The sequence below is a fragment of the Chryseobacterium sp. genome (assembly GCF_045629545.1).
Lineage (GTDB): Bacteria > Bacteroidota > Bacteroidia > Flavobacteriales > Weeksellaceae > Chryseobacterium.
In genome coordinates this window covers 32,196-44,733 of sequence record NZ_JAZQRK010000049.1, presented here as the reverse complement: position 1 = coordinate 44,733, position 12,538 = coordinate 32,196, and the positions used below count along the sequence as shown (strand labels likewise).

Sequence of the window (12,538 nt, the reverse complement as noted above, 5' to 3'; positions counted from 1 at the left end):
CTACAGCATTTGGATATAACGAAGAAAAGCGTTATACATTTTTCTGTGGTGGATTCTTTAATGTGCTATTTTGTTTTTCAGTTCTAATGGTATTTTCAACGTCTTGTGGAATAAAAAAATCGGTGAATCATCTTCCCGATTTACAGAATTATAATGTTGAAATTCCGAATGTGACCTTAATTAATGATTCTACTTATCGTTACAAAAATAATTACTTAACCAAAAATAAACAACAATTGTGGGAACTTTATATAGAAGGTAATCCTTTGCAATTGGGCTACAACAATGGAGCTTTATCACAAAAATTAATGCAAAATCAGGAGAAAATATTTTTTTCTAAAGTAGAGAATCTAGTTCCTTCTCCATTCAATCAAAAAATACTTCGCGGTTTCCTGAAATGGTACAACAGAAAAATGTATGTCCACATTCGCGAAGAAGATCAGGCAGAAATTTTTGGACTTTCTCAATATTCTTCTCATCAGTACGATTTTGTAGCGCCAAGATTTCAACGAAATATGTATCTGCATGGTGCACATGATATTGGGCACGCAATGCAAGATTTGGCTATGGTAGGATGCTCATCGCTCGCTGTTTGGGGAGAATACACAGAAGATGGAGAACTGCTTATTGGGAGAAACTTTGATTTTTATGTAGGTGATGAATTTGCTAAAAATAAAGTAGTTTCTTTGGTAAAACCAGAAGTTGGGATTCCGTATTTAGCGATTAGTTGGCCTGGCATGGTAGGCGTAGTTTCTGGGATGAATAAAGAAGGTCTTACCGTAACGATAAATGCAGGAAAATCTAAAATTCCGCTCGCTGCAAAAACTCCAATCTCTTTGGTTACACGAGAAATCTTGGAGAATGCAAAAAATATAAAAGAAGCCATCATCATTGCAAAAAAGAGAAAGGTATTTGTATCAGAGTCGATAATGGTTGGTAGCGCTTTAGACAAAAAAGCCGTTCTGATAGAAATTTCACCTAAAAATACCGGTGTATATGAAGTTCAAAATAGCAGTAAGTTGTTTTGTACCAATCACTTTCAATCTGATGAATATAAAAATGACAAAAGAAATAATAAACAGATTGCAGAAAGCCATTCTGAATATCGTTTTGAGAAATTACAAGAACTTGTAAATGCTAATGATAAGCTAAATCCTGAAAGTATGGCGAAAATCCTAAGAGATAAATCGGGCTTGAAGGGCAAAGAAATTGGTTACGGAAACGAAAAAGCACTCAATCAGCTTTTGGCGCATCACGCTGTAATATTTTCACCCGAGAAAAAATTGGTTTGGGTTTCTTCTAATCCTTATCAGTTGGGAGAATTTGTTTGCTACGATTTAGACAAAATATTCGCTAATAATTCTATTCAACCTAATAATCAGGAAACTACACAACTCAATATTGCCCGAGATCCTTTTTTAGATACTGAAGGGTACAAAAATTATGAAGAATTCAGAGTTCAAACTGCTAGATTCGATGGTGAGGAAGTTCTAAGTGAGGATTTTTTGAAACAATACATTGCTCTCAATCCCAATTTTTGGAAAACCTATTATGAAGTTGGAAAATATCATTATCTACAGAAAAAATATCGTGAAGCCAAGGCGAATTTCGAGTTGGCGTTAACCAAGGAAATAACGACCTTGCATGACAGAAAAAGTATAGAAAAATATTTAAATAAAATAAAGAAAAAATCTAACGAAAGGTAATTACTTAGAATCCGGATTCATTTTATTTAAAAATAAAAACGTGGATAATCCTGCAATCGCTGAGCCAGAAAAAGCTAAAATTATACTTCCAATAAGGTATTGTAAAGCGTGATTTTTCACCAATTCTATATTCATTTCTTCACCGAAAATATCGCTGTTTCCATCTACAAAAGGAGCTCCGACAGATAAAGAAATAAAAATAATAATGGGGATTAGTGGCGGTAAGCTCACATTAGATGCTATAAATGCTAATACTTTATTGAGTTTGAAAAATACAGATAAAGAAATAACCAATAAAGTTTGAAATCCCCAAACAGGTGAAAGTCCGATAAACACTCCTAATGCAACAGATAAGGCTTTGGTTTTATTACTTCCATCACTTTCTAAAATATCCTCTTGAATGAATCTTTTAAAGCTTTTTTTTCTAAAATTTCGTATGAAATCTCTAGGAACAATGTACAATAGTTTGATTGCTACCAAAATTGTATTCAGAATGCTAATTCTCGTAAAATCTCTGAATGGCCTAAAGTGAGAAACTCTTTCCTCAGGATCGTACAAAACTTTTATGGGGACGTTTCTTACCGGAACATCATTCCAAGCTGTTCTTACAATAACTTCTATTTCGAATTCAAATTTTGGAGTATAATATTTTTTCGGAATACTTTTTAGAGGATAAAGTCGATATCCAGATTGGGTATCTTCTAGCTTGATTCCTGTTTCAAACCAAAACCAAAAATTAGAAAATCGGTTTCCAAAACTGCTATTTTTAGGAATTCCATCTTGCGTCATATTTCTATTTCCGATGAGGAGAACATCTTCATTGGACAAAGCTTCTACAAATACAGGAAGATCATCAGGATAGTGCTGACCATCCGAATCTATGGTTATAGCTTGTAGAAAACCTTTTTCTTCAGCTCTTTTAAATGCAATCTGTAGCGCATTCCCTTTTCCTTTGTTTTCAGGCAAAGAGATGATATCTATCTGAGGATAGATTTTCAAGAAATCTTTGGTACTGTCGGTAGAACCATCATTAACAACGATGATGTTTTTGGTATACAGCAAAATACCATCTATAACCCTTCTTACCGTATTTTGATTATTGTAAGTTGGGATGATGACGCAGATTTTTTTTTCTTCAAAAAGCCTTTTTGTGTCAGAAAGCATCATTATTTCAGACTGCTTTTTTCTTCTAAAGTCAACGATTTAGATTGGGCTGCATATTTTTTGATGTAGCTTTTCAGATCAGCAGATTGTTTACTGTAATTAGCTAGAATATAAGTTTTATCAGTTTTTATGCTAGAACGATATCCTACAATTTTTGGTAAGTTTTCTTGTATGCTCAATCTGATGACACGTAGCTCCATATTATTAGGGTTTTTTGCAATCACAGATTCTAGACTTGTTGCACCTTCTTTTACCAATGCTGGCCTGCCTTTTTTAGCAATTTTTGCTTCCATTATTTTTGCGGCTGCTTTATAACCCAAAATTGTTGCATTAGAACCCGATTGTTTTCCTGCTGTAGTGATGAAGCTTTGCGTATTGGTGTTGGAAGAGTTCGCTTGTGTATAGCTGTTTCGCAAAGTTGCAAGATCTCCCGACTGAAAATATAATAATAAAGCTGTGGTAAATGCTAGAATTATTTTCATGATAAAATTTTATTGTAGTGTGCAGACATTTTTAAAGCAATAGTCTCGCCAAAAAGAGAAACGTTTTTCACTTTTACTTCCTCATCACTTTCTTTAATGTCTAATTGTATTTCTAAATCTGGTGTTTCAAAAGGATTGATGATTGCCATAAACTTTACATTGCTAGCAGTCTTTAAAAATAATTGAGAAGAAGTAAATTCCTCAGTAAGTTCTTTGATAATTTGCATCATACATACGCCTGGAGTTACAGGGTTTCCTGGAAAATGTCCCTGGAATATTGCATGACTCGGATTCAAGGAAATTTGCGCGATATAAGTTCCAGCTTCGTTTTTATGAGAAGATTGTAAGGTATAGAAGTCAGTAAGTATTGTTTGCATAGTTTATTCAGTATCTGTAAGTTGAAATAATTTGATGTTGATCTTGTAATCTTTATGTTGAAGATTTACGCTGTCTGCGAATATATGTTTTTTGGCATCAAATTTAAAATTCATTTTCTCCCTGTTATTTTTGGTATAGACTAATTTTTTTAGAAGATTATCTTCCCTATTTACAAAAAGATAAAACTTTTCTTTACTTTTTTCTGAAGTGTAAATTTTAAATTCTTTATTATCAAATGTTTCTGAGATTGAAAAGTCTTTTTTAAGCAAAATTCTAAAATCATTTTTCAATAGATTGATAATTATTTTTTTATCTAAATCGGGTAAAATAGAGTTTAATTTAAAATTGTTCTCAGAAATTTCAAAATCAATCATTTTATTTCCAAAGTCTGAGGTAATTGCCACACGATGTGTACTATCATTCAATTTTTTTATCATCACAATACCGCTGATATGGTTTTTGTAGACTTCTATTTGGCATTTGTAAACTTGGTCTTCCAAGGTAGAAAAGTAATTATTTTCTATGCTTGTTTTCTCGTTTTTCACAAGTTGCGCATCAGGAATTTGATAACTTTTACAAGAAATTAGAAAAACCAGAAATCCACTAGTAAGTAAACTCAGACGCAGGTATTGTCGCATTTGTTTTTGTGTTTTTAAAGACAATTTGTGTCGTATCACCAGACGCCTCCGTCATATTCACTTGGGAAGCAGTAGATTGATTTTTCGGGAAATACAGTTCAATTTGTTTGATGTATTTTGTGAGTTGAGAAGTATTAGGGACGAATCTTGCCACATTATAGTTGCTATTTTTAAAATAAGAAACCTTAAACTCTGGGTCGTTAAACATTTTCCCATTAGAACTTCCTACAATCAGCTGATTGATCTTTTCTAACGTTTTACTTTTTGCGTCTACCGTAGATTTTTTTCCCTGATCGTTGATGTATATTTTATTATTTTTAAATAAAATACTGTATTGATAAGGCTTTGTATATTTCCAACTTAGAGCACTGGGAGTCTGCAAAGACATTCTCCCTTGGGTAACGATATTTTTATCCAAAAAATCCATTTTCTTGGTTTGTACAAAATCGCTCTGTAGTGTTTTTATATTCTTAGTATCAGAAGAAAGTTTAGTCACAAAAGCTTTTGCTTCAGAGGCGGTCATCGCCATATTTTGTGCATAAAACTGACTGGAAATTACAATAGTTGCTGCTAATAATATATTTTTAATCATTATTTTTAAATTTTAATACGTGTCAATCATTATCAATTACTTTTCATAAAGAATTTTTGGTCATTATCTAATGATTTAGATTAAAAAGTGAGTTAGAAGTTAATTTTTTAAGGAAGAATCTATCGTGAAAGTTGAATATTTTTCACGCTCCAAATTTACTAATAATTCTACCAAAACTTTGTAGGTCTTCTGTGAAGTGTCGTGCAGCAATATAATATTGCCTTTTTTTAAACGTTTGATAATTCTATTCAGAATTTTATTTTCATGGGTAATTATTGTATCCAAAGAGCGGATATTCCATCCGATGCATTCTTTATGAGATTGGGAGATAGCCTTTGCAATATTGGGATTGGTAACCCCGAAAGGAGGACGGTACAGATGAGTTGTAATCTGCCCGTATTGTAATATCACTTCATCGCACTTGCGGATTTCATCCCTAACCTTAGATGCAGACAAAAACCCCATATGCCTGGGATGCGTGTAAGAGTGATTTCCTATAGTATGCCCCTCAGCTATAATTCTTTTGAAAATCTCTGGATACTTTTCAATCTGTTGGCCAATGCAGAAAAATGTTGCTTTAGTATTGTGCTTTTTTAGCAAATCTAGAAAAAGAGGAGTATATTCTGTAGGTCCATCATCCAAAGTGATGGCTACCTCTTTTTTGGACGTTCTTTTTTGTGTGATGCTTTTCAAAAAAAACTGTAAGCGAATATCGAATGATCCCCAAACTACCTGTATTAGTATAGAAGTAAAACACACAAAGTATAGCCAAATACTTCCTTGGAAAAGATAAATAATTCCAAAATAAAGCACGAGTAAAATGACAAATGAATACCTTTTCATCACTGATATTTTGGAATTTGGCTTGTTATACTTGCTTTAGCAATACCAAACTATGATCTCTACCAAAAAGATGATTGTACAAAAGCACATTTTTTATCTGCTCTTTCTTTACCTCATTTATTTTCATGATTTCTGGAATAGCTTGGTCTTTCAAAATATGACACGCCATAAATATAGAAAACCCACTAGAAGTATTGTATTCTCCACTTAGATGTTTGGTATAGAGTTGTGAAGAATTTGAGAAAAGGGTAGAAGCTTGGTTGTAATACTCATCTGATGGCGCATCGCCACTATATCCCAAAATCACTACATCAATATCATGAGATTGTAAATTGTTTTTAGATAGAAATTCGGAAATAAAAGATGTCGTTTCTTCCTTTTCTAAAGCATTGATAATTTTGATATCAGAAAGTTGAGCGTATGAGTTTTCTGTTTTATTTTTACCCACCACAAAAAAGCTTGCGCCTTCCCCCCAAATGACTCCTTTGGTTTTGGAATCTAGTATGGATAGAGGCAAATTTTCTGGTGTTCTAATGGTATTATTGAGCTGGAAAAGCTCCATCGTTCTATTGGCTTGTTCATCTGTAGAACCTACCAATATATTTTCAGCTTCCTTATCCTCTATCTGAAGTTTTGCATCCAAGAAAGAAAATTCTAAGGATGAGGAGCTATTCACATAGGTGAAATTGTACGCGTGGCATTGCAATGCTAGTGCAATTTGCCCCGAAACAGTATTGTGAGTAGATTGTATAAAAAATGTAGGCGTTAGGAATTCTTCATTATTCTGAATTACATTATTCAAGAATTTTTCAGAATCCTGAGAACAACCTATTCCTGTACCAATGATAATTGCATCAGGATTTTCTATCTGAGCTTCTTCTAATGCATATTTTGAAGCAACAGAACTCATTTTTACCGTTTTAGACATTCTTCTACTCATCGCAGACGAAATATAATCTTTGTAGTTGGGTTCTTTTGCAGAGAGTAGAGAAATATTATTTTCAACATTAAAATGCTGAATAAAATCTTTCCTTAAAGTATCCTGAGATGAGATACAAGCAACACTATTAATATATACAGGAATCATGCTTTAGAAAATAGTAAGGTTGAACAATTGCCACCAAATCCGAATGAATTGGAAAGTACATGACGCAACTCCTTTTGTTTCATTTCTGTAACAGGAGTTAGATCAAATTCTTCCATTTTAGTTTTAAAATTAAGGTTAGGAAATATCATATTATGTTGTAAAGACAAGATAGAATATACCGCTTCAATACCCGCCGCTGCCGCCAAGGTATGCCCTGTAAATGCTTTGGTAGAGCTGAATTCTGGAACTTTGTTTTCACCGAAAATTCTTAATAACGCTCTTCCTTCAGACAAATCATTGTTGGGTGTAGCGGTACCATGTACGTTGATGTAATCTATATCCTCTTTCTGTAAACCTGATATCTCTAATGCTTTTTCCATAGCAAGAAAAGCTCCTTGTCCGTTGTCCGAAGAAGCGGTTTGATGATGCGCATCATTGGCATTGCCATATCCAGAAAGATAAGCCAACACTTTTTTGTTTTCTTTTTTTACAACTTCTTCAGATTCTAAAACTAAAAATCCTGCAGCTTCTCCAAGATTTAGCCCTTTTCTACCATTATCAAAAGGCGTATTGTAAGAATCTGTAAGAATCATCAAAGAATTGAATCCGTTTAGGGTAAATTTCGAAAGCGCATCAGTTCCACCAACAATTACCCGATCTAGTGTTCCACTTTTTATCAATTTGGCACCCATCATAATCGCATTCGCTGCTGAAGAGCATGCCGTACTGATGGTAGCTACCATGCCTTTTAGTTGTAGAAAATCTGCAATATCGAGGGAAGAATTTCCGGCATCATGAGAGCTGATGTATTTTTGCATTTCAGGAAAGTCTTCGTAGGTATAGAAGTATTTTTCTGTGACGTCCATACCTGCAACACTTGTAGAAGATATCAATCCGGTTTTATACTCGTTGATATCTTTAATGCTTGCATTATCTACAGCTTCTTTTGCCGCGATCATCCCTAGCAAGGTTGTTCTAGTAATATTATTATCTTCGGAAAGGCAAAGTTTATTTACCAGCTCCTGATTGCTAAGTTTTATTTCTCCAGTTTTTATTTTGCCTACAAGATTGGTGTCTATATTTTCTATCTCAGAAATACCGTGCTTGCGAGTTTGTAGAGAAACAAAATTTTCCTCCACATTGTTACCAATGGAGGAAATAATGCCCATCCCTGTAATTGCAATTTTACAACCCATGAATTATTTTGTTCTGTTATCTTCGATAAATTTTGCCATCGTATCAATAGATTGGAAGATTTCTTTTCCTTTTTTAGGATCTGCCAATTTGATTCCGTAGTCTTTATCCAAAAGTACAATAAGTTCTAATGCATCGATAGAATCTAAGCCCAAACCACCACCAAAAAGAGGATCTGTATCTTTTATTTCCTCTACAGATACATCTTCAAGATTAAGCACTTCGATGATTTTGTTTTTTAATTCTAATTTTAAATTTTCCATATTTTGTTTAAATTTTTCAATATTCCCAACTTTTTGGTTTACCTATTGTGGCTGAATATCGTTATTATATTGAGTTTAATAATTACGCTGTTAGCAAATATACAAAAGCTTTATAACTTTCTTGGTAGAGTTCTGTCCATCCGCACAACACTTTTTCAGCTTTACCAGAGTCTAGAAGTTGTTGAGAATAATGGTTGAGAAATTCTTCATCCATTTCATCCAAAACAAAGAACGCATTTTCGGTTTGCATTTTATGTTTAATACTTATTTCACCCACACAAATATTAGGCAAAGTGTATACAAAAACGGCTGGACTTGGGAAGAAATCTTCACTAGAATTGATGCTAGATTGATATTTATAATCCGTATCCAAACTTGCAGATTTATTAGCAAATACCAAAGCTGTTTTGCTTTTATCTTGATCATTCAGAATAACTTCTGCTGCCAAAAAAGCCAATTTGCTTAGAGAATCCATTTTGTGAAACTTAGGATAATTGATGTTCAAATTTCGGTAAGCATCTTTGGCAAATTCTGCAAAATTGTTGGCTTTAGATTCAAATAAAACCTGATTATTAAAGCTTATTCTTGAGTTTTCTATGGTGCAGATTGCTGTTTTTTTCATTTTAATTCAATTAACATTTCTCCAAAACTATCGCAGCATTACATCCTCCAAATCCTGAAGCGGTTTTTAGAATATATTTTATATCAGCTGACTGATTTTCTTTAATAATATTTAAATCTTGAGAAATCCCACTTTCAACAAAGTTTTTAGAAGGCAACAAAGTTTTTTGCAAAGCACTTTCCATAGATACAATACTTTCTAACAATCCTGATGCGCCCAAACAATGTCCGTAAAAACCTTTCAAACTATTCAGTGGAACATGTTGCAAATGCATTCTGTTAAAGGCAATAGCTTCCATCTCGTCATTATACAAAGTGGCTGTACCATGTGCTGAAATAAAATCTATTTGCTCTGCCGTTACATTGGCTTCGCGCATTGCATTTTTCACACTTTCGTAGAGTCCATCACCAGTTCTAGAAGGCCCAGAAATATGGTTGGCATCATTAATGGCTGAATCTCCAACTACTTTAAACTTGATATTTTTTAGATTTGAAGTTGAAGTTTCGTCGGACGCAATATAAACCGCCGCTGTAGCTTCACCCAAATTGACACCAGAACGATGGAGGTCATAAGGTTTGCATGGTTCTTTGGCAATTGCCTGAAAAGAATTGAAACCCGAAACTACAAATTCTGATATTTCATCTCCTGCAATTACAAATGCATCATTATACATACCCGAAGCAATCATATTTTTTGCCACAGAAATTGCCAATACTCCAGAAACGCAAGCGTTGGAAACAATAATGGGTCTTGTTTTAAATCCGAAAAAATCGGCTATTTTTTGTGCTAATCCAGATAGATAAACACTTTCTGGTATTTCAGTTTTATTTTTGAGTAAACTGATATTGCCTTTGGTTGTAGATAATATCAGCACCGATTTACATGATATTTCGTGGTTTTCAACTAATGGTTTTAGACAAAGCAAAAACATCTTTTCTAGTCTTGAAAAGCTTTCGTCAATAAAGTTTTCTTGAAAAGTGTGATCTAAAATTTCATCATTCATTTTAGAAACATAAAAAGCGTCCTGATGGGCGATGATTTGATGTTCGGCAATTCCAGATTTACCTTGTAATAAAGCTTCCCAATTAGATGTTACGTCAAATCCTAAAGGTGTTACAATATTGTAATCTGTGATGTAAATAGATTTTGTCATTCGAGTTCCATTTTATTTTTCCAAGCTTGAAAAAACTCAGGATTATACAAACACAAATTGTTGTCGCTATCTAGAAAAACTTGTATCGTCTCTCCACTACAGACCAATTTGTTATCACCATTATACAGATGGTATTGGTAGATGAGTTTTGCTGATCTAGAGTTGATAAAAGTAGTTTTTATCCTGAATGTTTCCCCATATTTCAAGGGTAAAAAGTGTTCACAAGTACTTTTTACAATAGGTGTTACGAAACCTGCCTTCTGAATATCCAGATAGGTTAACCCATGTTGTCTGCCGAAAGCTTCTCTTCCATCCTCGAAATAGGTGATATAATGCCCATGCCACACGATTCCTAAAGGATCGGTTTCATTAAATCTTACTCTTATTTCTTCCGTATGTTGAAGTTGGTTCTGGTTAGACTGCATGTTGTTTTTTTTCGTAAAGTAGAGAAATTGCTACTGTTGCAATATAAAATAAAAATAGAAAAATAATTTCTTTGGCAATACCTCCCAACCTACTATTTCGTAAAATAATATCGTAATAAGCATTCAGTCCCCAATTCATCGGAGAGAAACTTGCTATTTTTTGCATAAATTCTGGCATCAAGAATACAGGTACCCAAATACCACCGATAGCCGCCAAGACAACTACTGAAGTAGCACCGAACGGCGCAGATTGCTCTTGAGTTTTGGCTAAAGTACCCAGTAAAATTCCGAATCCAATAGCAGCTAAACCAGAGAATAAGGTGACTACTAATAAATCTAGCATTTTTCCATTCACTTCGAATTGTGGCAACCCCAAATAAGGGAAAAGATAAACACCAACGGCAACCATCAGTAAAAATTGAATGATACAGATGATAAGATAAGTACATGTTTTACCCAAAATATGGATGTAGTACGGTGCGGGACTGATACGAATTCTTACATTCGTGCCTTGTGTTTTTTCTTTAACCAAATTGATAGATAAGGGCACTACAATAAAAAATATCGCAAATAAAGCCCAAGCAGGAACGTTATGTTGCACAGAATTGGGTTTGGCGTCATTGGCTTTTGCCGGCATTATTTCCTTAAAACTAATCAGTTTCTTATTGTCTAAATCTTCCGTAGTTCCCAATTGATCTTGGAAAGCAGTGTAGATTTTTTTGTTTTCAATTTCAAAAACCATTTTGTTGATGGCATCCATTACAGAGCTCTTAAAACTTGGATTGGTAGCGGGATCGAAGTACAAATGGATATCTTTTGCTGTGGTAATAGGTTTTTGATCCTGAGTAGAATTTGGATCTATCCCAAACGAACTTACTATAGCTTCAACTTTGAAATTGATATTGGCATTAAGGTCTTTGGAGAGATTTTCTGGGATTACAATCGCCATTTGGTAATCTCCTCTGAAAACTGCACCTTCAGCAGATTTTTCTGTGAAATTGGTAATAAGTTCAAAAGTTTTACTGGTCTCTAATTCTTTTTTGATGACTTTGGATACTTCAGATTGGTCATTATCAATAAAGATAATAGGAATTTTGGTTCCTTCCATACTTCTGAAGGTTGAATCCTGGATCAAAGTAATGGTAATAATGAGTAGTAAAGGCATTAAAAAGATAATGACAATACCTCCAGAATCTCGTTTTAGTAGAAGAACTTCCTTGATGAAACTTCTCCATAATTTATACAACATCTCGTAGTTCTTTTCCTGTTAGTGCAATAAAAACATCTTCTAGATTATTGGCAGATTCTGTTTGAGAAATCAGCTCCTGAGGAGTTCCTATTGCGAATATTTTACCATTATCTATAATGGCAATTTTGGTACAAAATTCTTCTGCCTCAGATAAGTGATGAGAAGTGTAGATAATGCAAGTTCCGTTTTTATTTTGTTCTTCTAGATACTCTATAATTACTTTTTTGGATTGTACATCTACACCCACCGTTGGCTCGTCTAGGAAAAGGATTTTTGGATTGTGAAGAGTTCCTGCCAAGAGGTTACATCTTCTCTTCATCCCACCAGAAAATTGTTCTACTTTTTTGTTGGCAAATTTTCCCAGACCCATTATTTCTAGAGAATCGTCTACAATTTTGTGTAAATGTTTACTTTTTATTCCGTATAAACTCCCGAAATACATTAGGTTTTCTTTAGCTGTAAGGGTAGGATAGAGCGCGTATTCTTGAGGCACTACGCCAATTATTTGTTTTATTTTAGTAAAATCCTTTTTAGGAGACAATCCATTAATGGTAAAACTACCTGAAGTAGGCTTTATAAGACCAGAAAGCATGGAGATGAATGTAGTTTTTCCTGCACCATTGGGTCCTAGTATACCATAAATATCATTTTTATTGATGGTAAGTGAGATATCATTAACAGAAAAATCATCAGAATTTTTATATTTTTTATAAAGATTCTTTATTTCAATACTATGCTCCAC

15 protein-coding genes are annotated in these 12,538 nt (G+C 33.8%); 1 reads left to right on the top strand and 14 read right to left on the bottom strand.

Annotated elements, in window-relative coordinates; genetic code table 11:
- Nucleotides 1–86: 86 nt before the first annotated feature.
- Nucleotides 87–1,706: a C45 family autoproteolytic acyltransferase/hydolase gene (locus ACKI42_RS11775; protein ID WP_407405775.1), complete on the top strand. Its 1,620-nt coding sequence runs from the start codon at nt 87–89 to the stop codon at nt 1,704–1,706.
- On the opposite strand, the gene ACKI42_RS11770 is transcribed toward ACKI42_RS11775, so the two are convergent.
- The 14 genes from ACKI42_RS11770 to ACKI42_RS11705 form a co-directional block, all read right to left on the bottom strand.
- Nucleotides 1,707–2,873 carry a DUF2062 domain-containing protein gene (locus tag ACKI42_RS11770; protein WP_407405662.1) on the bottom strand — a complete coding sequence of 389 codons (1,167 nt, stop codon included), beginning with the start codon at nt 2,871–2,873 and terminating at the stop codon, nt 1,707–1,709.
- Nucleotides 2,873–3,352 (bottom strand): hypothetical protein, encoded by a 480-nt coding sequence (locus ACKI42_RS11765; protein WP_407405660.1) that lies wholly within the window; start codon nt 3,350–3,352, stop codon nt 2,873–2,875. The genes ACKI42_RS11770 and ACKI42_RS11765 overlap by 1 nt, the downstream gene beginning before the upstream one ends.
- Nucleotides 3,349–3,729 carry a 3-hydroxyacyl-ACP dehydratase gene (locus ACKI42_RS11760; RefSeq protein ID WP_407405658.1) on the bottom strand — a complete coding sequence of 127 codons (381 nt, stop codon included), beginning with the start codon at nt 3,727–3,729 and terminating at the stop codon, nt 3,349–3,351. Before ACKI42_RS11760 ends, ACKI42_RS11765 begins: the two co-directional genes overlap by 4 nt.
- Nucleotides 3,730–3,732: 3 nt before the next feature.
- On the bottom strand, nt 3,733–4,368 hold the full coding sequence (locus ACKI42_RS11755) for a hypothetical protein (protein ID WP_407405656.1): 636 nt from the start codon (nt 4,366–4,368) through the stop codon (nt 3,733–3,735).
- Entirely contained in the window at nt 4,334–4,960 is a 627-nt protein-coding gene (locus ACKI42_RS11750) for a LolA family protein (RefSeq protein WP_407405654.1), read from the bottom strand. The genes ACKI42_RS11755 and ACKI42_RS11750 overlap by 35 nt, the downstream gene beginning before the upstream one ends.
- 99 nt (nt 4,961–5,059) lie before the next feature.
- Entirely contained in the window at nt 5,060–5,653 is a 594-nt protein-coding gene (locus tag ACKI42_RS11745; RefSeq protein WP_407405652.1) for a polysaccharide deacetylase family protein, read from the bottom strand.
- Between the two features lie 175 nt (nt 5,654–5,828).
- Nucleotides 5,829–6,890, bottom strand: a complete 1,062-nt coding sequence (locus ACKI42_RS11740) for a beta-ketoacyl synthase N-terminal-like domain-containing protein (RefSeq protein WP_407405650.1) — start codon at nt 6,888–6,890, stop codon at nt 5,829–5,831.
- Nucleotides 6,887–8,086 (bottom strand): beta-ketoacyl-[acyl-carrier-protein] synthase family protein, encoded by a 1,200-nt coding sequence (locus ACKI42_RS11735; protein WP_407405648.1) that lies wholly within the window; start codon nt 8,084–8,086, stop codon nt 6,887–6,889. The genes ACKI42_RS11740 and ACKI42_RS11735 overlap by 4 nt, the downstream gene beginning before the upstream one ends.
- Before the next feature lie 3 nt (nt 8,087–8,089).
- Nucleotides 8,090–8,368 (bottom strand): phosphopantetheine-binding protein, encoded by a 279-nt coding sequence (locus ACKI42_RS11730; protein WP_407405773.1) that lies wholly within the window; start codon nt 8,366–8,368, stop codon nt 8,090–8,092.
- A 61-nt stretch (nt 8,369–8,429) separates the two neighbouring features.
- On the bottom strand, nt 8,430–8,969 hold the full coding sequence (locus tag ACKI42_RS11725) for a 3-oxoacyl-ACP synthase (protein ID WP_407405646.1): 540 nt from the start codon (nt 8,967–8,969) through the stop codon (nt 8,430–8,432).
- 10 nt (nt 8,970–8,979) lie between these two features.
- Nucleotides 8,980–10,122 carry a beta-ketoacyl synthase N-terminal-like domain-containing protein gene (locus ACKI42_RS11720; protein ID WP_407405644.1) on the bottom strand — a complete coding sequence of 381 codons (1,143 nt, stop codon included), beginning with the start codon at nt 10,120–10,122 and terminating at the stop codon, nt 8,980–8,982.
- Nucleotides 10,119–10,547 carry an acyl-CoA thioesterase gene (locus tag ACKI42_RS11715; protein ID WP_407405642.1) on the bottom strand — a complete coding sequence of 143 codons (429 nt, stop codon included), beginning with the start codon at nt 10,545–10,547 and terminating at the stop codon, nt 10,119–10,121. The genes ACKI42_RS11720 and ACKI42_RS11715 overlap by 4 nt, the downstream gene beginning before the upstream one ends.
- Nucleotides 10,537–11,796: an ABC transporter permease gene (locus tag ACKI42_RS11710; protein ID WP_407405640.1), complete on the bottom strand. Its 1,260-nt coding sequence runs from the start codon at nt 11,794–11,796 to the stop codon at nt 10,537–10,539. Before ACKI42_RS11710 ends, ACKI42_RS11715 begins: the two co-directional genes overlap by 11 nt.
- Complete coding sequence (locus ACKI42_RS11705; protein ID WP_407405638.1) at nt 11,786–12,538, bottom strand: ABC transporter ATP-binding protein; 753 nt, start codon at nt 12,536–12,538, stop codon at nt 11,786–11,788. Before ACKI42_RS11705 ends, ACKI42_RS11710 begins: the two co-directional genes overlap by 11 nt.

Excerpts from the sequence above, each read along its gene's own strand:
- ACKI42_RS11775 (WP_407405775.1), top strand. The coding sequence starts at position 87 with ATGGTATTTTCAACGTCTTGTGGAATAAAAAAATCGGTGAATCATCTT.
- ACKI42_RS11770 (WP_407405662.1), bottom strand. The coding sequence starts at position 2,873 with ATGATGCTTTCTGACACAAAAAGGCTTTTTGAAGAAAAAAAAATCTGC.
- ACKI42_RS11765 (WP_407405660.1), bottom strand. The coding sequence starts at position 3,352 with ATGAAAATAATTCTAGCATTTACCACAGCTTTATTATTATATTTTCAG.
- ACKI42_RS11760 (WP_407405658.1), bottom strand. The coding sequence starts at position 3,729 with ATGCAAACAATACTTACTGACTTCTATACCTTACAATCTTCTCATAAA.
- ACKI42_RS11755 (WP_407405656.1), bottom strand. The coding sequence starts at position 4,368 with ATGCGACAATACCTGCGTCTGAGTTTACTTACTAGTGGATTTCTGGTT.
- ACKI42_RS11750 (WP_407405654.1), bottom strand. The coding sequence starts at position 4,960 with ATGATTAAAAATATATTATTAGCAGCAACTATTGTAATTTCCAGTCAG.
- ACKI42_RS11740 (WP_407405650.1), bottom strand. The coding sequence starts at position 6,890 with ATGATTCCTGTATATATTAATAGTGTTGCTTGTATCTCATCTCAGGAT.
- ACKI42_RS11735 (WP_407405648.1), bottom strand. The coding sequence starts at position 8,086 with ATGGGTTGTAAAATTGCAATTACAGGGATGGGCATTATTTCCTCCATT.
- ACKI42_RS11725 (WP_407405646.1), bottom strand. The coding sequence starts at position 8,969 with ATGAAAAAAACAGCAATCTGCACCATAGAAAACTCAAGAATAAGCTTT.
- ACKI42_RS11720 (WP_407405644.1), bottom strand. The coding sequence starts at position 10,122 with ATGACAAAATCTATTTACATCACAGATTACAATATTGTAACACCTTTA.
- ACKI42_RS11715 (WP_407405642.1), bottom strand. The coding sequence starts at position 10,547 with ATGCAGTCTAACCAGAACCAACTTCAACATACGGAAGAAATAAGAGTA.
- ACKI42_RS11710 (WP_407405640.1), bottom strand. The coding sequence starts at position 11,796 with ATGTTGTATAAATTATGGAGAAGTTTCATCAAGGAAGTTCTTCTACTA.